The 20441-nt window shown below is 34.2% G+C and carries 20 protein-coding genes, 1 pseudogene and 1 other annotated feature; all 21 genes and pseudogenes read right to left on the reverse strand.

The genetic code is table 11. The features are described from left to right. Nucleotides 1-11 precede the first annotated feature (11 nt). The 21 genes and pseudogenes from ccpN to JOC75_RS13420 all read right to left on the reverse strand — a co-directional run bounded on the left by ccpN (nt 12) and on the right by JOC75_RS13420 (nt 20430). A complete protein-coding gene (gene ccpN, locus JOC75_RS13320) occupies nt 12-641 on the reverse strand; it encodes a transcriptional regulator CcpN (protein WP_146949050.1) in 630 nt (209 codons plus the stop codon). A gap of 304 nt (nt 642-945) precedes the next feature. Beyond that, nucleotides 946-3009 (reverse strand): glycine--tRNA ligase subunit beta, encoded by a 2064-nt coding sequence (gene glyS / locus JOC75_RS13325; protein WP_204954528.1) that lies wholly within the window; start codon nt 3007-3009, stop codon nt 946-948. Then, nucleotides 3002-3892, reverse strand: a complete 891-nt coding sequence (glyQ, locus tag JOC75_RS13330) for a glycine--tRNA ligase subunit alpha (RefSeq protein ID WP_146949052.1) — start codon at nt 3890-3892, stop codon at nt 3002-3004. Before glyQ ends, glyS begins: the two co-directional genes overlap by 8 nt. A 205-nt stretch (nt 3893-4097) precedes the next feature. Continuing rightward, nucleotides 4098-4269, reverse strand: a binding site (T-box leader). Nucleotides 4270-4365: 96 nt separating this feature from the next. Continuing rightward, entirely contained in the window at nt 4366-5118 is a 753-nt protein-coding gene (gene recO, locus JOC75_RS13335) for a DNA repair protein RecO (protein WP_204954529.1), read from the reverse strand. A 33-nt stretch (nt 5119-5151) separates the two neighbouring features. Continuing rightward, nucleotides 5152-5295, reverse strand: a complete 144-nt coding sequence (locus tag JOC75_RS13340; protein ID WP_204954530.1) for a YqzL family protein — start codon at nt 5293-5295, stop codon at nt 5152-5154. 210 nt (nt 5296-5505) lie between these two features. Then, on the reverse strand, nt 5506-6414 hold the full coding sequence (gene era / locus JOC75_RS13345; protein WP_204954531.1) for a GTPase Era: 909 nt from the start codon (nt 6412-6414) through the stop codon (nt 5506-5508). Beyond that, a pseudogene (locus JOC75_RS13350) lies at nt 6407-6820 on the reverse strand (cytidine deaminase); the annotation flags it as partial. The pseudogene JOC75_RS13350 and the gene era, both read right to left, overlap by 8 nt. Nucleotides 6821-6956: 136 nt before the next feature. Then, on the reverse strand, nt 6957-7331 hold the full coding sequence (locus JOC75_RS13355) for a diacylglycerol kinase family protein (protein ID WP_204954533.1): 375 nt from the start codon (nt 7329-7331) through the stop codon (nt 6957-6959). Then, nucleotides 7303-7785: an rRNA maturation RNase YbeY gene (ybeY, locus tag JOC75_RS13360; RefSeq protein ID WP_204954534.1), complete on the reverse strand. Its 483-nt coding sequence runs from the start codon at nt 7783-7785 to the stop codon at nt 7303-7305. Before ybeY ends, JOC75_RS13355 begins: the two co-directional genes overlap by 29 nt. Nucleotides 7786-7787: 2 nt before the next feature. After that, a complete protein-coding gene (locus tag JOC75_RS13365) occupies nt 7788-9932 on the reverse strand; it encodes an HD family phosphohydrolase (RefSeq protein ID WP_204954535.1) in 2145 nt (714 codons plus the stop codon). Between the two features lie 315 nt (nt 9933-10247). Then, nucleotides 10248-11213, reverse strand: coding sequence for a PhoH family protein (locus JOC75_RS13370; protein ID WP_204954536.1), 966 nt, complete (start codon nt 11211-11213; stop codon nt 10248-10250). 3 nt (nt 11214-11216) lie between these two features. Then, entirely contained in the window at nt 11217-12404 is a 1188-nt protein-coding gene (gene yqfD / locus JOC75_RS13375; protein WP_204954537.1) for a sporulation protein YqfD, read from the reverse strand. A 270-nt stretch (nt 12405-12674) separates the two neighbouring features. Then, nucleotides 12675-12962, reverse strand: coding sequence for a sporulation protein YqfC (gene yqfC, locus JOC75_RS13380; protein ID WP_204954538.1), 288 nt, complete (start codon nt 12960-12962; stop codon nt 12675-12677). A gap of 70 nt (nt 12963-13032) precedes the next feature. Next, nucleotides 13033-13575, reverse strand: a complete 543-nt coding sequence (locus JOC75_RS13385; protein ID WP_204954539.1) for a hypothetical protein — start codon at nt 13573-13575, stop codon at nt 13033-13035. A gap of 82 nt (nt 13576-13657) precedes the next feature. Next, entirely contained in the window at nt 13658-14650 is a 993-nt protein-coding gene (gene floA / locus JOC75_RS13390; protein ID WP_204954540.1) for a flotillin-like protein FloA, read from the reverse strand. 74 nt (nt 14651-14724) lie between these two features. Further along, nucleotides 14725-16041 carry an NfeD family protein gene (locus tag JOC75_RS13395; RefSeq protein WP_204954541.1) on the reverse strand — a complete coding sequence of 439 codons (1317 nt, stop codon included), beginning with the start codon at nt 16039-16041 and terminating at the stop codon, nt 14725-14727. A 511-nt stretch (nt 16042-16552) separates the two neighbouring features. Further along, nucleotides 16553-16999: a GatB/YqeY domain-containing protein gene (locus JOC75_RS13400; protein ID WP_204954542.1), complete on the reverse strand. Its 447-nt coding sequence runs from the start codon at nt 16997-16999 to the stop codon at nt 16553-16555. A 14-nt stretch (nt 17000-17013) separates the two neighbouring features. Further along, a complete protein-coding gene (gene rpsU / locus JOC75_RS13405) occupies nt 17014-17187 on the reverse strand; it encodes a 30S ribosomal protein S21 (RefSeq protein WP_015595024.1) in 174 nt (57 codons plus the stop codon). Between the two features lie 207 nt (nt 17188-17394). Continuing rightward, nucleotides 17395-18063, reverse strand: a complete 669-nt coding sequence (gene deoC, locus JOC75_RS13410; protein WP_204954543.1) for a deoxyribose-phosphate aldolase — start codon at nt 18061-18063, stop codon at nt 17395-17397. A gap of 243 nt (nt 18064-18306) precedes the next feature. Further along, nucleotides 18307-19668, reverse strand: coding sequence for a tRNA (N(6)-L-threonylcarbamoyladenosine(37)-C(2))-methylthiotransferase MtaB (gene mtaB / locus JOC75_RS13415; protein ID WP_204954544.1), 1362 nt, complete (start codon nt 19666-19668; stop codon nt 18307-18309). A gap of 6 nt (nt 19669-19674) precedes the next feature. Then, complete coding sequence (locus JOC75_RS13420) at nt 19675-20430, reverse strand: 16S rRNA (uracil(1498)-N(3))-methyltransferase (RefSeq protein WP_204954545.1); 756 nt, start codon at nt 20428-20430, stop codon at nt 19675-19677. Between the last annotated feature and the right edge of the window lie 11 nt (nt 20431-20441).

Genomic DNA, 20441 nt, shown 5'->3' on the forward strand with positions numbered 1-20441 from the left:
GCTAGCTGCTTTTATTCCACTGCAAGGCTAACCAGTATTTTTGTCATATTTGTTTTTGTTACCCTTCCAATAACCTCTAAACCTTTTTCTGTATCCTTTACAACTGGTAACGCATCAATTTGCTTGTCTATTAAAACATGTGCCACATCTAAAATTAAATCTTCGTGTCTACAAACTGTTATATTAGGCATTCTTGTCATTATAATATTAACAGGTATTGTTGTTAATTCTTGTTTGCCAATACTTGTACGTAATAAATCTTTTCGTGATAGCACTCCAACTAAAATGGATTGATCATCAACAACAAACAATGTTCCTACATCCTCTAAAAACATCGTACAAATCGCATCATATACTGAAACATTTACACTCACAACAATTGGAATGGATTGATAGTCCTTAACCTTCAATTTCTTTAGCTCATCTGTTAGAAGCTGATTATTTTTCTTACCAGTGAAATAATAACCCACACGTGGTCTTGCATCTAAGTATCCAGTCATTGTTAATATAGCTAAATCTGGGCGCAATGTTGCTCTCGTTAAATTTAACTGATCTGCTATTTGTTCCCCAGTTATAGGTCCATTTCCTTTTACTATTTCTACGATTTTCTCTTGACGTTTATTAAGCTCTATTTGACTCACCACCTTACTTTTTAAAATTTTTTCCATCATTACATTCACAAATGTAGATTTCATTTTAATTATCATATCTAATTTATTTACTATCTTATATTTTTTCATAAAATTGCAGAAGTAACTGTATATTTATTTAACACACCGTCAAATTTGTATTAGTAAAAGAATATAATCAGTTTGCACAATAGGTTATACTATATAAAATTATTATATACTTTCTAAGGGATTTGAAAAGTAATTTGTTTTAGCATACGAAAAAAAGAACTGACTTATTAGTAGACAGTTCTTTTCTTCGTTTACTGTAGTTTGATTATTTCACTAAAATTACATTCATTTTAGCAAATGACTCAATCAACTCTGAAATAGCCACCATTTGAGCTAAACGATTTTCTTTAATTTTTGCGTCCTCAGCCATGACCATCGTATGATCAAAATAATCATTGATAACTGGCTTTAAGTTGGCTAGCACTTTAAAAATTTCTTCCTCTTGGCCTGCTTCTTTATAACCAGCTATTTTTCCAGATGAAATATTGTACACTTCATATAGCTTTTTTTCATACTCTGATTCAAATAACAACTCATTGATTTCTTGTGCACTACCTTTTTTAGCGATATTCATAACACGTGCTAGTGCTTCAATTGTTTCCTTAAACTCTTGTTGATCTGAAGCATGTTTTAGTAATCTTGCACGTTCAGTTAATGACGTTACTTCAAGGTAAGATGACTCTAGAACAGCATCTATTAAATCATGGCGAATAGAATCCTCCGCTAAAAGGTATTTTAATCGTAGTTTGAAGAATGCTATCATTTCTTTTTTAGTATCTGCTGAGACTTTATCACCAAACAACTCAAGCGCTGAGCTGAATAATTGCGGAAGTTCTAGCTTATAGTTTTTTGAGCGTAATATTTGTACAATTCCACTTGCTTGTCGTCTTAATGCATAAGGATCTTGAGAGCCTGTTGGTATTTTGCCTATCGCAAAAAATCCTGTAATTGTATCAAGTTTATCAGCTAAAGCAACAATAGCACCAATATCTGAAGAAGGTACAGCATCATCTGCATGTCTTGGCATATAATGTTCATTTATGGCAGCAGCAACTGTTTCTTTTTCTCCAGAAATCCTAGCATATTTCTCACCAATTTTACCTTGTAGTTCAGGAAATTCATATACCATATGAGTAACCAAATCAAATTTACAAATAGATGCTGTACGTGTAATATCTTCTTTTACTTCAGAGTTAATTTGTAGCTGATCAGCAAGTGTTTCAGATAGCTTAACAACCCGCTTCACTTTTTCTCCTAAAGTTCCTAATTCTTCATGAAAAACAATTTTATCTAATTTCTGTACTGCATCTTCTATCTTAAGTTTTTTGTCTTCCTTGTAAAAGAAATTAGCATCAGATAATCTAGCTCGTAATACCTTTTCATTTCCTCGAGCTACATTTTCAAGATGATTATGGTCACCATTTCTCACAGTAACAAAGAAAGGCTGTAACTCACCTTCCTGATTTCTAACAGGAAAATATCTTTGATGCTCCTTCATACTAGTAACTAAAACTTCGTCCGGTAATGTTAAATACTCCGATTCAAACTTACCAAATAAAGCAGTAGGGTATTCAACTAAATTATTAACTTCCTCAAGTAAATCCTCATCGATCGGAATAATCCACTTTTGTTCAGCTTCAATTTCTGAAAGCTGAGACGTAATCGCTTGTTTACGTTTAACAGGATCAGCTAAAACAAATTGTTCTAACAAAGCAGCTTCATATAAAGATGGCGAAGCAACTTCCACTTTATTTCCTAGAAAACGATGTCCATACGTATATGAACCTGTCTCAATGCCTGCAATTTCAAATGGTATAACATCATTACCAAATAGGGCTACAATCCATTTAATTGGTCTGATATATCGTAAATCATTGCTTCCCCATCGCATATTTTTAGGGAATGTTAACCCAATAATTAATTGCTTCATTTCAATTAATAAAGTTTTTGTTTCTTGACCTTTTATATGTTTTTGGACATGTGCGTATTCTACCCCATTTATTTCTTTAAAATAAATGTCCTCAACAGATGCACCTTGCCCCTTAGTAAAACCAATTGAAGCTTTAGACCAATTCCCCTCACCATCTTTAGCAATCTTTTTAGCTGGACCTTTTGCTTCCTCTTCAATATCAGGTTGCTTATCAGCCACATCTTTTATTTGGACAGCTAACCTTCTTGGTGTTGAAAATGCTTTTACTTCTCCATGAGATAACTTTTTTTCTTCAAGCCATTTTGTTATTTTATCTTCTAACTGATTCATAGAAGGTGTGACATATTGAGCTGGTAGCTCCTCTAATCCAATTTCTATTAATAAATCTTGCTTACTCATTATGTTCTCCCCCTTTCTCATGTAACATTGGGAATCCTAATTTTTCTCTTTCATCATAAAATGTTTTAGCTACCTTACGCGCTAAGTTTCGCACGCGTCCAATGTATCCTGTTCTCTCAGTAACAGATATAGCTCCTTTTGCATCTAAAAGATTAAAAGTATGTGAGCATTTCAGGACATAATCATATGCTGGATGTACAAGTCCCACGTCCATTTGTCTAATAGCTTCCTTTTCATAAGTAGAAAACAACTGAAATAGCATATCAGTATCAGACGTTTCAAATGTATATTTTGAATGCTCATATTCAGGCATTAAGAAGATATCTCTCACAGTGTAGCCTTTTGTCCATTCTAGATCAAAAACATTTTCCTTGTCTTGTATATATGATGCAAGCCTTTCAATTCCATATGTAATTTCAGCAGAAACTGGTTTACATTCCAAACCACCAACTTGCTGGAAATAAGTAAATTGTGTAATTTCCATTCCATCAAGCCATACTTCCCAACCTAAACCTGCACAGCCTAGGGAAGGATTTTCCCAGTTATCTTCTACAAAACGTATATCATGCTTTAAAGGATCAATACCTAATGCACGTAATGAATCCAAATATAACTCTTGAATGTTATCAGGAGACGGTTTCATAATCACTTGAAATTGGTGATGCTGGTAAAGTCTATTAGGATTCTCTCCATACCGCCCATCAGCAGGTCGTCTTGACGGCTCAACATAAGCAACCTTCCATGGTTCAGGACCTATACTTTTTAAAAAGGTGTATGGACTCATAGTCCCTGCCCCTTTTTCTGTATCATATGCCTGCATCAGCACACAGCCTTGATCTGACCAATGCTTTTGCAGCGTTAAAATCATTTCTTGAATATTCATTCAAAAACACCTCCATTAGTTTTAAATAAAGCAAATTTAGAAATCATAAGAAAAAACATTTTACTCTTTTAACATTCTTGACGTCCTTAGTTTTAGACAGCAATTAATTAGATTGGTGAATGCTCATTGAACAAAATAAGTTGTATAGAGCAAATCCGGCTTTTTAAACAACAAAAAGCCCTCGTCATCTATGCCAAAGAAATGACATAGGGACGAGAGCATACCCGCGGTTCCACCCTATTTGCTTATACAATAAGCCACTTTTAAAAATTCAGCTCCGGAATGCCTTTCATTACGTGCCAATCCTTAGCTTTCACCGTCCTAAGGTCGCTATCACTTGGGGAAACGTAAATACTTCTTTCCTTCAACGCATCATAATTCGTTTAATTATATTTGCATCTTAATCGAAATGATATTAAAAGTCAATTATTAAAGCAGTTTTCGTAAACATTGTTGCTTTAAGTACTAGATTATTATAATTTACCTTTTAATGAATCAAGTTGATCTAAAAACCGCTTTGATTTTATCGTTAGACCAGAAAATTCTTGATAGTAAGCTTGAATAACATTTTTTAGTTCTTTTTTTGTTTCTGGTTTTACAGATATATTACCTAATCGGTTCAAATCAAAATAATAAAATAATCTAAGTAATTTAACAGTCATCGGTGATATAGGTAGTCTATAAGGATCTTTTTGATAACAGAGGTGACAAATAAAGCCACCTTCTCTAATTGAAAAGTGAAAGTTACCATCTTTATTACCACAAACAGTACAACTATCTAGCTGTGGATTTAAGCCTAACACAGACAACATTTTCATTTCAAAAATATTAACTAATATATCAGGATCTACTTCATCATCAAGATAGATAAGTGTTTGTTTTAATAATTCAAAAAGAAATGGATTTCTATCTGTATTTTCAGTACTTTTATCTAATAATTCTGCTATGTAAGAGGCGTAAGCTGTAAGAAAAATATCTTCTCTAATTCCTCTAAGCGAATGAATAATTTCACCCTGCTGTAGACTACCTAATCCATTCGATCTCTGAAACATAAATGTTCCATACGTAAAAAGTTGGGTAATTGACGTAAGGCGACTGTTTGGTTTTTTTGCCCCTCTTGCCATAACCCCAACTTTTCCTAATTCTCTCGTATATATTGTAATAATTTTGTTTGTCTCACCATAATCAGTAGAACGGATTACGATTCCTTCACATTTTTGAAGCAAATTTCCTTCACCTTCCAAAGGTATCAGGCAAGATCAGGAAATTGGAAAATCTATTTCAGCTAGTTCATCCTCTTGATAATCGGGTCCGTCATCATTCTCCTTTTCCATTTCCTTAAAAAGAAGATACGTATCAATGCTACCTGTTTGCGAAAAAACCTTCCAGGTAAAATCCAACATAAAAAACCCCACCTTTCAGTTGTTAAGACTAGCAAGCAATATCCAATTTCATATATTTATCTTGACCTTTTCTTCATCATTTCATGTTAAACAATATTTGTTAATCATTTTTATGAATACTCTAAAATCATGATCTTGTAGAAGGTGCACTTATTTATCTTCTGCTTTTTTAAAATTCAATCAATGTAAATAATAAGTGAACTTCAACTTTTAGTATTCATCGTCTCTAAATCCATAATCACGAAGTTGAGATGCTTTATTTCTCCAGTCTTTTTGAACCTTAACCCATAACTCCAAAAATACTTTTGAACCTAGCAAAGCCTCTATATCAACACGAGCTCTTTTTCCCACTTCTTTTAACATGCTACCTTGTTTTCCAATGACAATACCTTTTTGAGAGTCGCGCTCAACTATAATGGTTGCACCAACATATATAGATTGATTGTGTTCCCGACGTTCCAGGGTATCCATTACTACGGCAATTGAATGCGGGATCTCTTCCCTCGTTAAGTGTAATACCTTTTCTCTTATCAATTCTGTAATAATAAACCGCTCTGGATGATCTGTTACTTGATCAGCTGGATAATATTGCGGTCCTTCTGGAAGAATCATATCAATTTGTTTTAGCAACGTATCGATATTATTTCCTTCGAGTGCAGAAATTGGAACTACTTCTTTAAAAGGGTACATATCTTTATATTGACTAATTAACGGCAGTAGTTGATCAGGATGAATTTGGTCAATTTTGTTGATGATTAGAAATACTGGTGTTTTTGTTTCTTTCAGTCTATCGATGATAAATTCATCACCACGACCAAATCCTTCTTCAGCATTAATCATAAAAAGAATCAAATCAACCTCTTTTAACGTATTCTGAGCGACCTTCATCATAAAGTCTCCAAGTTTATGCTTTGGTTTGTGAATACCAGGAGTGTCTATAAAAATTGTTTGTGAATTATTTGTTGTGTACACACCTTGAATTTTGTTTCGTGTTGTTTGCGGCTTATCACTCATAATAGCAATTTTCTGCCCTATTACACGATTGATGAACGTTGATTTTCCTACGTTTGGTCTTCCAATTATTGAAACAAAACCTGATTTGAATTCATTTTTATTCATGTAAATCCTCCGATGAAAAAGCACCTGGTAATAATTCTGATACTGTTAATTCCTCTATATCACCTTGTAGGTTAGTTAATATAACTCTCATATCTTTCGGGCAAAGCTCTGCAATAACTTGACGACAGGCCCCACATGGTGGAACTGGTCTTTTCGTATCCGCAACTACAGCTATCGCCTTATACTGCTTATCGCCTTCTGAGTAAGCTTTAAAAATAGCTGTACGCTCAGCACAATTACACATACTATATGCAGCATTTTCAATGTTACAGCCTTTATAAATTTTTCCATCATTCGTTATTAAAGCAGCTCCTACTTTAAATTTCGAGTATGGTGTATAAGCTATTTCCCTTGCCGCTTTTGCTTCTTCGATGAGTTGTTCAATGTTCACTAGATTTTCTTCCTTTCTCTTTACCGAATGATGATTCTTCTTATAGTTTACCTAATATCATCATTATTTTCACGTGATTTTGGAAATTGTAATTTAATTGTAAGAATCTTCTGAATTTGTCCGCAATACACTAAATAGTGCCTTTTTTGTTTCATATATGTCTTAATAAAAGAATTACTCCAATTATAACCGATAAAATCGCATATACCAAAACAGCTCCTGCCGCAGCATCTTTTGCTGCTTTGGCAATCGGGTTATAATCCTCAGTAATTAAATCTACAACATGCTCAATTGCAGTGTTCATTAACTCTAAAGCAAGCATTCCACCTATTAAAAACAAAATGACTACCCAATCAAACATGGTAAACTTCAGGTAAAAACCAAGAATGATCATCAGGCTTGAAATGTAAACATGTATCTGAAAATTTCGCTCAGATTTAAAAGTCTGGAAAATTCCGTTCCACGCAAAATTAAAACTTTTATAGAAACGCTTCCATTCAGAGGTCTTGGGATCTTTTAAGTCCATAACTATTTAAGATATCCTTTTGTTTAGTAAACATCTCTTTTTCATCTTGTTCATTCATATGATCATAACCTAATAAGTGGAGAAAACCATGGCAAGCTAGAAAGCCTAGCTCTCTTATAAACGAATGACCATACTCTTCTGCTTGCTCTTTTGCGCGTTGGATCGAAATGATGATGTCCCCTAACATTGGAGGTTGATCTAACCCGATGATTTCCAGCTCTCCTTCACCCATTTCTTCTAAGGCAAAGGAGATAACGTCAGTCGGTTGGTCTTTATCACGAAATTCACGGTTTACTTCTTGTATACGTTCATTTGTAACGAATGTGACTGATACCTCTGCATCTTGTTTTACATTTTCAGCTTCTGCTGCAAACTGCAGAAGATCCTCGACTGTTTTAACCTGTTCTTCTGTTAATTCACTTGTTTCATCTATACTATCGATGATTAGTCTCATCTCTATTTCACCTTCTGTTTTTTTGATAATTCCGGATACTCAATTCTAGAATGGAATATACCTTTAAGTGATTCACAAAATGACTTTGCAATGATATCTAATTCTTTTAATGTTAAATCACACTCATCTAATTGATTATCTTGTAATCTGTCTGCGATGATAGATTTAACAAGCTTTTCTATTTTTTCTGGTGTTGGATTTGACATTGAACGAACAGCCGCCTCTACACTATCAGCAATTGAAATAATAGCAATTTCCTTTGTTTGTGGCTTAGGTCCTGGATAACGAAATTCATCTTCATAAATTGAATCGTTTGATTGTTTTGCTTGATGGTAGAAATATTTTAATAATGTAGTGCCATGATGTTGTTCAGCAATATCAACAAATTCCTTCGGCATTTTATGTTTTCTGAGCATCTCAACACCATCAGTAACATGCGAAATAATAATATTTTTACTTAATTGTGCTGAAAGCTTATTATGCGGATTTTCAATATTCATTTGATTTTCAATAAAATACTGAGGGCGTTTTGTTTTCCCGATATCATGATAATAAGCAGCTACTCTTGCAAGTAACCCATTTGCACCGATTGCTTCACATGCTGATTCTGATAAATTTGCTACCATTACACTATGATGATATGTACCAGGTGTCTCAGTTAAAATTTTACGCAGTAATGGATGATTCGGATTTGAAAGTTCAATTAACTTCATAGTAGATAAAATGCCAAAGCCAGTTTCAAAAAACGGCATAAATCCAATTGTTAGAACTGATGACACAAGACCAGAAACACAAGCCATTACAAAATAGGAGCTAATTTCAACATTTGAATATGATCCATTTCTGATCAGCATAATAGCTGTTAGAACAATAACATTTATTCCACCGACAAACAATCCAGCTTGTAATATTTTCGAACGAAGATTATGTTCACCTAAAAATAACACACCTGCGAGACATCCGAACAAGTAGTATACACCTATTGAAAAATTAAAACTACCTGTTATTCCCTCGTTAAAAATTACACTTCCACACACAGCAAAAATCATACTTGTTAAAATGGCTAATCGCTCATTTATTAATAATTTAATCAACATAACTCCCATAGCCACAGGAACTATATAACCGATATGTGTGTAATCAATTTTCTGAAATAAGCTTACAATTTTCATTAATAAAATTGTAATAGCAAATATTAAACAGTATAAAAGAAGAGAATTATTTCTCTTTGATATCGGACTATCTTTTTTCTCAAAATAATAAATAACCCCAGCCAAAATTAATAATATTAATAAAGCTAAGCCTAAAAATGGTTTATATGATTGCTGATCATCAAGTAAACCGACTAACCCAAGCTTTCGGTGAATTTCTCGATTAATTAATTCATCTTCTTCAACCAAAATTTGCCCTTGCTTTATTTGTGCTACTTTGACTGCATCAACTGATTGCTGCCTTTTTTCTTCCGTAGCTTTTAAATCAAATACATAATTAGGAGTAATGGCAAATTTACCTAAAACAGTTGCTGATTGTAATATCTCTGAGCGGAGAGGAGTATATTGCAATTCTTCATCTACTTGCTTTTTAGCTTCAGATAATTGAACAATTGGAATTTCTTTACTCATAATATTATTAACAGCGGTTACAACTGCGTCTTTTGCCATATTTAAATCTGCATCACTAGCTTTTATAAGTGGTAAAAATGTTTCACCAGGTATTTTATCATTTATGGAAGATGTAAGTTTGCCTTGTAATTTCTTAACCTGTTCCTCTGGTGTTAACGTTGAATCCTCTTTTGTGTCTACCTCTTTCTTTACCTCGATAATGGTATCGAAAATAGAAGATATAAGATCTACCTGTTTATCTGTGATTTCTTTTTTTAACACATATTGATCTTCAACTGCATCATATGCTTCTTGCTGCTTTCTCTCCGTTTCTATTTTATCCTCAACAGTAGTTGGCGCATAAATAGTTTGTTCTGATACTGTAAAAAGCTCGATATCTATTGTCTCTGGTTTAACATTGCTGTATAGAGCTACAAAAAGGATAACAGCTAAAATACCATATAAAAAAATATGAAGAAACTTATGGTCATTAAGTTTCCAAAGCTTATTCGTTTTTTGCTTATCCTTCTTTGGATTCTTCTTCATAGTAAGCACACCACCCTAAACATCTTCATATAATGATAAACAGTATCTATATACATACTATCTTTCATTATTTCCTTTTATCGAAAAATGTTCAACCTTTAAGACAAAATATGACAAAAAAAGTAGAAAAAAATGAGCTTTCCACCTAATATATAGTAGGTAAAAGCTATTATTTCGTATACAATCCTCTCTTATTGCATCCTTATTTTCATAAAAGTAAGAAAAACTATATTCTCCTTCTAATTTCTTTATGTACGTTTTAGTCCTAGAAACTCTAAGAAAAGAAAAGTGACCCGAATTCGGGTCTCCGGGTCACTATCCTTCATTAGTATTTTCATAAGCCGAGATAATTTTGGCTACAAGTGGATGTCTTACAACGTCAGATTGTTCTAGTGTGATAAAGGATATTCCATTAACTTCATTAAGAATGCTTTTGGCTACTGATAAACCTGATTTAACTCCCTTTGGTAAATCAACTTGGGTAATATCACCGGTTATAACCATCTTTGAGCCAAACCCTAGACGTGTAAGAAACATTTTCATTTGTGCTGGTGTTGTATTTTGAGCCTCGTCCAAAATAACAAAAGCATCGTCTAATGTTCTTCCTCGCATATAAGCAAGTGGTGCAATTTCAATTGTTCCTCTTTCAATAAGCCTTTGTGTATGCTCCATTCCTAACACATCGTGTAGAGCATCATATAAAGGTCTTAAATAAGGATCAACTTTTTCCTTAAGATCTCCTGGTAAAAATCCAAGACTTTCCCCAGCTTCTACAGCAGGGCGTGTTAAGATTATTCGTTTAATTGATCCAAGCTTCATTGCATTAACAGCCATCACTACAGCTAAGTAGGTTTTTCCTGTTCCAGCAGGTCCAATTCCAAACACTAGATCCTTGCTTTGAATAGCAGAAACATAGTGGCGTTGTCCCAGTGTTTTAACTCGAATCGATTTCCCCTTAGCAGTTTTAGCTATTTCTTTGACGTATAACTGTTCGAGCTGATCTAAGCTTTGTTCTTTCGCCATGCTAATCGCATAAATTACATCTCGTTCACTTATGTTAATTCCTTTTCGGATGATAACAAGTAGTGATTTTAGAAGATCGTCAACAAGCTTCACATGTTCTGAATCACCTGAAACAAATACTCCTTCACCTCTTGTTACAATTGATACGCTTAATTCTTCTTCAATTCTTTTAAGATGTACATCATTATTCCCAAACAACGCAATAGCTTCATTTGGATTATCTACTGTTTGATTCATTGTCACTAATTCTTCTGGCATTCTTTAGTCTCCCTGAACAATTGGTGTAGTTTTTACAATGTTCTCCAACACTTGGTAAAGAACGGTTAATTTAACTTTACCATTCTCCTTCGTCTCGTGCAAAACTTTTTCTCCAATTACCTTTTCATCTTCTACCAAATTTTCCTCAATATCCTTACGACCTCGATCAAGAGCTGCTTTTTTTGCTTGCTTTGGTGTATATTTTCTTTCGACCTCTTCTTTTTCAAGATATGTTTCTTTCACAAAACCCAATGGTAAAGAAAATCCTAGAAACTTCAGATCGTAAATATCATCCTCTAGCTCGTAGGAAGTAAATCCTGATTTACCAAATCCCCAAATCGGGAGCTTAAATGAACCGAATTTAAGGTAAAACTTATCTTTAGCATTCCCAGTTAACACTTGAAAAGTCGTGTTTAATGGAATTGATATTGTTGATTTATACCAGGTTTCACCGAATATCTCTGCTTTGGCGGCAACTTCCTTTTGATCATCCTCTTTTCCAATTAAACCCGAAACTAAGATTTGCCCTTTATCAACATGTTCATTTAAGGTTGTCATTGGTTGGCCTTGTTCTACAAACATTTTTTTAATAACTGCTTCTTTTTTTGCAACAATATGTCGTGGACTAACAAGTTTTTCTTCTTCCGGTTGATTTTTTTCTACAACCTTCAAATGATAGGTTGTACCTGTTAGTTCTACACCAACCCAAGTGATTTGTTGAATATTATCTGTTAAGGTTTTCTGAATATCATCTGGATTTTCTACAAAAAATTGAAACTTTCCTGATGTAACCCCAATTCGAGAAAGCTCCTTCTTTATTAAATGCTCAGTTTCAGGCGAAGCACCATCCACTTCAATTCCCCAAATCATATTTGATAAAATAAATATTAATAGAAAAAAAGCAAGAAAGCCCATAACAAACCCGTTATTGCGCCAAGAGCGCTTCATTAAAAAAGGGAATCCTAATCTTTTTTCAAATCTACACTTACACTCATTTCGTCTTACTACATCTCTTAAGGCATGTACATCTTGAAGTCGAATAAAAAAACTTAAACCATCGACTTCACTTCTATGCACATTCCAAACAGCTATATTAGACCGTATACAATCATTTAGAAACCTTTCAGTACCTCTTCCCTTGATACTTACTTTTAATATGCCAAATAAGTAACTCGTCCATTGATTTTTCATCATTCATCCCCCTATTAAAAAACGACTGGTAGTAATGGAATGTGTGTCTGCTGTGAAAATTACAGCAGACAATTTTATTCCTACCAAAGGCTACTTTCGCAAAAAAATTGTTTTTTATCACTCATTGTCTTTTACGTATTAGCCTTTTGTTTTAAGCAATTTACCTGATTAAGCTTTATATAACTCCTAATTCCTTTGATAAAATCATTTCGAATTCTTCGTTAAAACAACAATTTTTGAGAAAAGAGCCTAGAAAATTTTTGGAGCACCTTACGTAGCATCCAGATAGAGAACTTGATCTATCTTTCCTTCTAGTAGAATTTCTTCCGGTAGAATCGTCTTTATGACAAAGGCTTCACCTTTAATTAAAAGCTGACCTTGTTTTAACAGAAGACGTAGTTCAGTATCAGTAAACGTAAGAAGTCCTCGATGATTTTCTATGTAAATATGAAGCTGTCCAACCATCGTTATTCTAGGAAGATCCATCATGACATCGGGCGGTAGTTCGATTGTGTTGGTAATCCATCTTGTTAGCTGCTGGCGCCATTTTTTTGCCATAAAAAAAGACCCCCTTTCATCTCATATGTATGAGAGAAAAGTGAGTCTTATAACATCATTATTTGAGAAGTTAAAAATGTCTTCTATTTCGTGTGTAATGAGGATTTTTTGCTCTTGATGGACCGAGTACTTCACTCCAAATAACACCTTGTACTGCTTTTTGCTGATCGATTAAAAGTGTGTTCCTTTTTAGATTACCCTTTGTCTTGGGCGTAGTCTCTTTTACTACACTACGAACCCTTTTTGGTTCTTCCTTAATGATATCAACATGCTCGACCTTATCAAATGATTCTACTTTCATTTTCTCATAAGCCTCTTGAACAGTTTGAAGAGAAGGCTTTTGTTCCCTTTTCCTTGTTTCAACTGTTGTCATTACAGGCTTTGGATTTGATCTTGTAGATGGTCTTGGATTTGGCCTTGGGGTTGGATTTCGCCTTGGACTTGGGCGTGTATGATCATTTTGTCTTGGTTCAATATGTGTTGGACGTTCTTCTGTTGGACTTTCAGGCTTCTTCTTACTTGCATCCTCTTTTCCAGAGGTAAAGATTCTCGAAAATAACCAAGCAAGGAATGCCCATACTATTGGATTTCCAAATATATCTGATATATCCATTTATTTCTCCCTCCTTATAATGAGGAAAAGATGGGTTTGATAAATTGTCATCAAACCCACTTACTTGTCAATAGCTTAATGATTAATATTCCTCGTGATCATTACTATCTTGATTTGTTTTACCAATAGAATCTCTCATATCAGTGTCTGCTGAGATATTCTTTATGTTCATATAATCCATTACACCAATGTTTCCAGAACGAAGCGCTTCAGCCATTGCAAGAGGTACTTTCGCTTCTGCTTCAACAACCTTTGCTTTCATTTCTTGAACACGTGCAAGCATTTCTTGTTCTTGTGCAACAGCCATTGCTCTTCTTTCTTCCGCTTTCGCTTGAGCAATTTTCTTATCTGCTTCAGCTTGCTCTGTTTGTAGTTCTGCTCCAATGTTTTTACCGATATCAACATCCGCAATATCTATCGACAGAATTTCAAATGCTGTACCAGAATCAAGTCCTTTTCCTAAAACAGTTTGAGAAATTAAATCAGGATTTTCTAATACCTTTTTATGATTATCAGATGAACCAATTGTACTTACAATACCCTCACCAACACGCGCGATGATTGTATCTTCACCAGCACCACCAACTAGGCGTTCAATGTTTGCTCTAACTGTGATTCTAGCTTTTGCTTTTACTTCGATCCCGTCCATAGCTACACCGGCAATAAATGGTGTTTCAATGACTTTAGGATTTACACTCATTTGTACAGCTTCTAATACATCACGACCTGCTAGATCAATAGCAGCACAGCGTTCAAATGTTAATTCAATATTTGCTCTCTCAGCAGCAATAAGTGCATTAACTACTCTGTCAACATTACCACCTGCTAGATAGTGACTTTCCAGTTGGTTAGTTGTTACATCTAACCCTGCTTTATGAGCCTTGATTAACGGATTAACTACTCGACTCGGAATAACTCTTCTTAATCTCATTCCAATTAATGTGAAGATACTTACCTTTACTCCTGCTGCTAGTGCAGAGATCCAGAGAGCAATTGGTACAAACGTAAAGAAAACACCTAAAAAGATTAAACCTAATATAACAAGTCCTAATACTAAAATTGCTGAAGCATCCATTGTTTTCCTCCTAATAAGAAATGATAAGCCTGACATGTAAGAAAATTAACTTCTTACATAAGTTTGACAAACCTCTATAATTCTCTCACAACAATACGTGAGCCTTCAACCTTCACTACCTTTACTTTTTGTCCTTTATTAATATAACTACCTTCAGTTACAACATCCAAGCGTTCATCACCTATTATTGCAGTACCTGCTGGTCTTAGTGTAGTCAATGCAACACCTTCGAGATTTATTAATTCATTTCTCGTTTTACTTGAAACATAGCCACTTTCAGTATTTGTTGAGTCACGCAAAATTAATCGTTTAAAAATATTCATACGTTTTCCAAACACCTTTACTAATAAAATAGAAACAAGAACGGACACAGCAAAAGCAATCAATAGTGAGATCGTCATTTGTATGAAATTACCTGATGCAATATAAAGACTTCCGATCACGCTTGCAAAGCCCAATATACCCATTATACCACCAGGTACAAATAATTCAGCTATTATTAAGATGATCCCTAAAATAAATAGGAGTAAAGACTCTAGTCCCGCAAGTCCTGCCACTAAATGTCCATAGAAAAATAGTAATAAAGATGCTAAACCCATAAAACCTGGAATTCCGAAACCAGGTGAATAAAGCTCGACAACAAGCCCAATACTTCCAATCGAAAGTAAAATTGGAACAACAACTGGATTTGTAATAAATCTTGCTACTTTCTCAGCAAAACTTTCCTCTGCCTCTAATATTGTTGCATTGGATAAATTCAGCTGATTTAATAAATCTTTTCTGTTCTCTGCAACTCCTTCAGCATATCCAACCTGTACTGCTTGCTTCGTTTCTAAGGTTAATAAATCACCTTTGCCAGCTCCAAACTCAGGAACATCAACATCTTTATCAACCATTGCTAATGCATATTTAGGATCACGACCATTTCGTTCTGCTGATTCTCTCATTTCAGATAACCATAATGATTGCGCTTTATCATCAGCAGCGTTACCATCACCAGTAATGACAGCTGCAGATCCCATTTGACTACCTGGAACCATATAAATTTGATCTGCATTTAATGCAATATATGCTCCTGCAGAAATTGCTCTTCTGTTTATAAAAGCCGTTATTGGGATATCACTTGCTCTTAAGGTATCCGCAATCTCCATTGCACCATCTACTGCACCGCCTAGTGTATCAATCTCAAGGATGATATGGTCAACACCCTGTTCTTTGGCATCAGTAATATTTCGTTCAATATATTGCGAAAGTCCCTTTTCAACTGTGTCTTCTAAAGGAATAATATACACTTTTTGATCTGAGTCAGCTTTTAATTCATTATTAAAACCAGTAAAAACACTTAAAACCAGACCCATAATTATCATGAGCAGGAAAAAATACTTTCTCATCGTTTACCTCCTTCCTAATCTGCATAATCTTAATACGTATATGATACCTAATTAGTTTCATACTTTTATTATTAATTTTATTTACAAGAGCTATTCTCATATACTTTAGGATTTAGAATTCTAAAGGATACAGCACATATTAAATATAGCGGTAAAATCTATTCTTCAGGAAAACGAACCTTTTAAAAATAATGTGCATTAACATTGTTATTGATTTTTGTTAAAAACATTTAACTAAGTGCGGTAATTCAAAATTAAGCTATAACGTATCCTAAGAAAAGAGCTCTAAAAATAACCTTCCTAGTATTTACTTTGTTATTGAATTCAAGTCTTACTATGTAAGAAAAGATCAAGCTCCCTTGTTGACTTATCGTAGGAGGTGATCTGAAGTTTACTAGACAATAAGCATTGAATTTTCCTAAAAAAGCTTAACCAATTAATAAAAGTTTTTTTATTCTTAAATGTCATAATAAAAAGACATCTTGCATTTTATACAAGATGTCTTAATTATTTATGATAGCTGCTGTAGCACAAGCTTATTTACAAGACTTCCGTCTGCTTTACCTTTAACTTTGGGCATGAGTGCTCCCATAACTTTCCCCATATCCGCCTTAGAAGTTGCATTTACCTCTGAAATCGTTTGTTTAACAATCTCAGAAACTTCTTCTTCGGAAAGCTGTTCAGGCATATAATCAACTAAAATGTCGATCTCTGCTTGTGTTTTTTCAACTAAGTCCAAACGATCAGCATTTTTAAATTCTAGGAGGGAGTCTTTACGTTGTTTAAGTTCGCGAGAAAGAACTGTCAATTCTTCTTCATTAGACAATTCGGCATGACTAGACTTTATTGCTTCATTTTGTAAAGCAGCCTTAACCATACGGATGACAGCTAGTTTGTCTTTTTCTTTGTTTTTCATCGCTTGTTTCATATCTTGATTCAATTGTTCAAGAAGACTCATACGTACACCCTCTTTTAGAATTTGCGCTTTCTAGCTGCTTCAGACTTTTTCTTACGCTTTACGCTAGGCTTTTCATAGAATTCACGCTTTCTAGCTTCTTGTATTGTACCACTTTTAGATACAGTACGTTTAAAACGACGAAGAGCATCTTCAAGCGACTCGTTTTTACGAACGACCGTTTTTGACATTCTCTTTCCCTCCCTCCGAATACAACCAATCGACATCTTTAAATAAAACATGCTATAACAAAACATGTACTTTGCCATTATAATATAAGGTATTATATAGGTCAACTGATATAGCAAAAACTTATTACTTTATTAAGTTATCTAAATAATACATTTATTCTATGTTTAGTGAAGAAAAATGCTTGTGCTTATTACATAGCATTGAACTTAGTAATCTGAATTTGAAACTTCACCCTTACTAATTGCAACACCTGAACTAGCACCAATACGTGTAGCCCCTGCTTTTATTAATGCTTCTGCACCCTCAGTGTCTCTTACTCCACCTGAAGCTTTAACACCTATATCAGGTCCTACAGTTTTTCTCATAAGAGCGATATCCTCAACAGTTGCTCCACCAGTCGAAAATCCTGTTGATGTTTTAACAAAATTTGCACCTGCTTGAACTGCTATTTTACACGCTCTAACTTTTTCTTCTTCATTCAGTAAACTCGTTTCAATAATCACCTTTGATAATGCCTTATTTCCAGCTGCTTTAACAACTGCTTCAATATCACGCTTTACTAAATCATCATTTTTATCCTTTAATGCAGCGATATTAATGACCATATCAACTTCAGTTGCACCATTTTCAATCGCATTTGTTGTTTCAAATGCTTTTGTTTCAGGTGTGTTTGCACCTAATGGAAATCCAATAACCGTACAAACTTTTACATCTGTTCCTTTTAAATGCTCAGCTGCTAAACTAACCCATGTAGGATTAACACAAACAGAAGCAAATTGATATTCCTTAGCTTCTTGACAAAGTGTTTCTATTACATCTCTAGTTGTATCTGCTTTTAAAGCTGTATGATCTATCATGTTTGCTATCTTTGACATATGTATCACATCTCCTTAACCTATAGTTGTCCGACCTCTTACATCTTATCATTTTCCATAAATAAAAACGAGTACAAATTTAATTTGTACTCATAACAATTTTTTTAGTCATTTATAAATGGTAATTCATTCTATTTGCCTCTCACTGTTTAACATAGCTCCATAGAAAAAAAGGATTAGCAGATGCCAATCCTTTTTTCTATTTATATTATGATCACCATTTCAGGCACCAATTTCAATTATTTAAGATGTTAAACGTATATCTCCGCTGATTTCCAATTGTTCGTTCATTACTTTTACAAATTGGCCCTCGTTGTATGGATAGCCTGCTTTTGTTATTTTAACTTTTACAATTTTGCCTATCATCTCTTCATTTGCAGGAAATACTACCTTCAAATAATTATCTGTATAACCAACATATAAATCATTATTTGATTCCTTATTGAATTTCTCTTCAGGAATAACCTCTAGTACTTCATCTTCAAATTGTGATGCATATTGCTTTGCTAATTGATCTGAAAGCTCTATTAAGCGATGAACTCGGTTGTTTTTCACTTCTTCATCTACTTGATCTTCCATACGTGCTGCAGGTGTTCCTGTTCGTTTTGAATATGGAAAAACATGTAGCTCAGAAAACTGATATTTTTTTATAAAATTAAAAGTTTCCATAAACTCTTCTTCCGTTTCTCCAGGGAATCCAACAATAACATCTGAAGTAATGGCTAAACCAGGTAAAGCTTCTTTGAGTCGATCTAATCTCTCTGCAAAGAATTCCATTGTATATTTTCTACGCATACGCTTCAAAACAGTATCAGAACCAGATTGAATTGGAATGTGTAAATGTCTTACTACTTTATCTGATTTTCTCAGAACATCAATAACATCATCTGAAATTTGACTCGCTTCTATTGACGAAATTCGAATCCTCTTCAAACCTTCTACCTGTTCATCAAGATCACGTAAAAGCATCGCTAAATTATAATCTTTTAAGTCTTCACCATATCCACCTGTGTGAATCCCTGTTAATACAATTTCCTTATAACCAGCATTCACAAGCTGCTGTGCTTGTGCCACAACCTCTTTAGGATCTCGAGAACGCATTAACCCTCGTGCCCATGGAATAATACAAAAAGTACAGAAATTATTACAGCCTTCTTGGATCTTTAAAGATGCTCTTGTACGATCTGTAAATGAAGGTACATCCAGTTCTTCATAAACTCGTGTTTTCATAATATTTCTAACACCATTTATTGGTTGGCGCTCTTCTTTAAACTGTTCAATATACTCAAGCATTTTTGTGCGGTCTTGTGTACCTACAACAATATCAACACCCGGAATTGCCATAATCTCTGCTGGTGAGGTTTGAGCATAACAACCTGTTACACAAATAACTCCATCAGGATTTTTACGAATCGCACGACGAATAACCTGTCTACTTTTTTTATCTCCGGTATTTGTAACAGTACATGTATTAATAACGTACACATCTGCAACACGTTCATATTCAGTACGATCATAGCCGGCATCTTTAAACAACTGCCATATTGCTTCTGTTTCATAATGATTTACTTTACAACCTAATGTATGAAATGCAACTGTAGGCATTATACCTCACCTCAATAATTCGAAATAATAAGAAACCGCTGATAATAAATATAATGGAGCAGTTTCAGTTCTTAATATTCTTGGACCAAAACTACATATATAAAAACCATGTTCTTCCAGCTTTTTTACTTCTTGCTCGGTTAATCCGCCTTCAGGTCCGAAAACAGCCAGCAAAGAGTCACCGTCATTTAATTGATCAAATGCCTGAACTAAGTTTTTCTTTTCACCTTGTTTTGCTGATTCTTCATACGCAACTATTTTCACATCATAGCTACTTGAATTCTTTAATAATGAATCAAACGAACTAGGTTCTGAAACGGTTGGAATGAGATTTCGATATGATTGCTCTGAAGCTTCTTTCGCAATTTTCTCCCAACGTTCAACCTTTTTGCCGACCTTTTTTGGCTCTAGTTTTACTATTGAACGAGCAGCATTAAAAGGGATAAATGAAGAAGCACCTAACTCGGTGCCTTTCTGAATAATCCATTCAAGCTTATCCCCTTTAGGCAACCCGCTCGCAATGGTTATAGAAATAGGTAATTCACGATTCACTGTCATCCATTCTAATACAGAACAATTCACCTGGTCATTGGTAAATTCAACTATTTCACAAAGGGCTTCGAAACCATCACTTGTACAACAGACAATTTTGCTTCCAGGCTGCATACGTAAAACACGCATTATATGATGAACATCATCACCTGTAACCATAATATTCGATTCTACATTTGCTTTTTCTTCATTAATAAAATACCTTTGCAACGCAGCCACCT

It is taken from the genome of Metabacillus crassostreae (genome assembly GCF_016908395.1).
In the GTDB taxonomy this organism is placed as follows: Bacteria; Bacillota; Bacilli; order Bacillales; family Bacillaceae; genus Metabacillus; species Metabacillus crassostreae.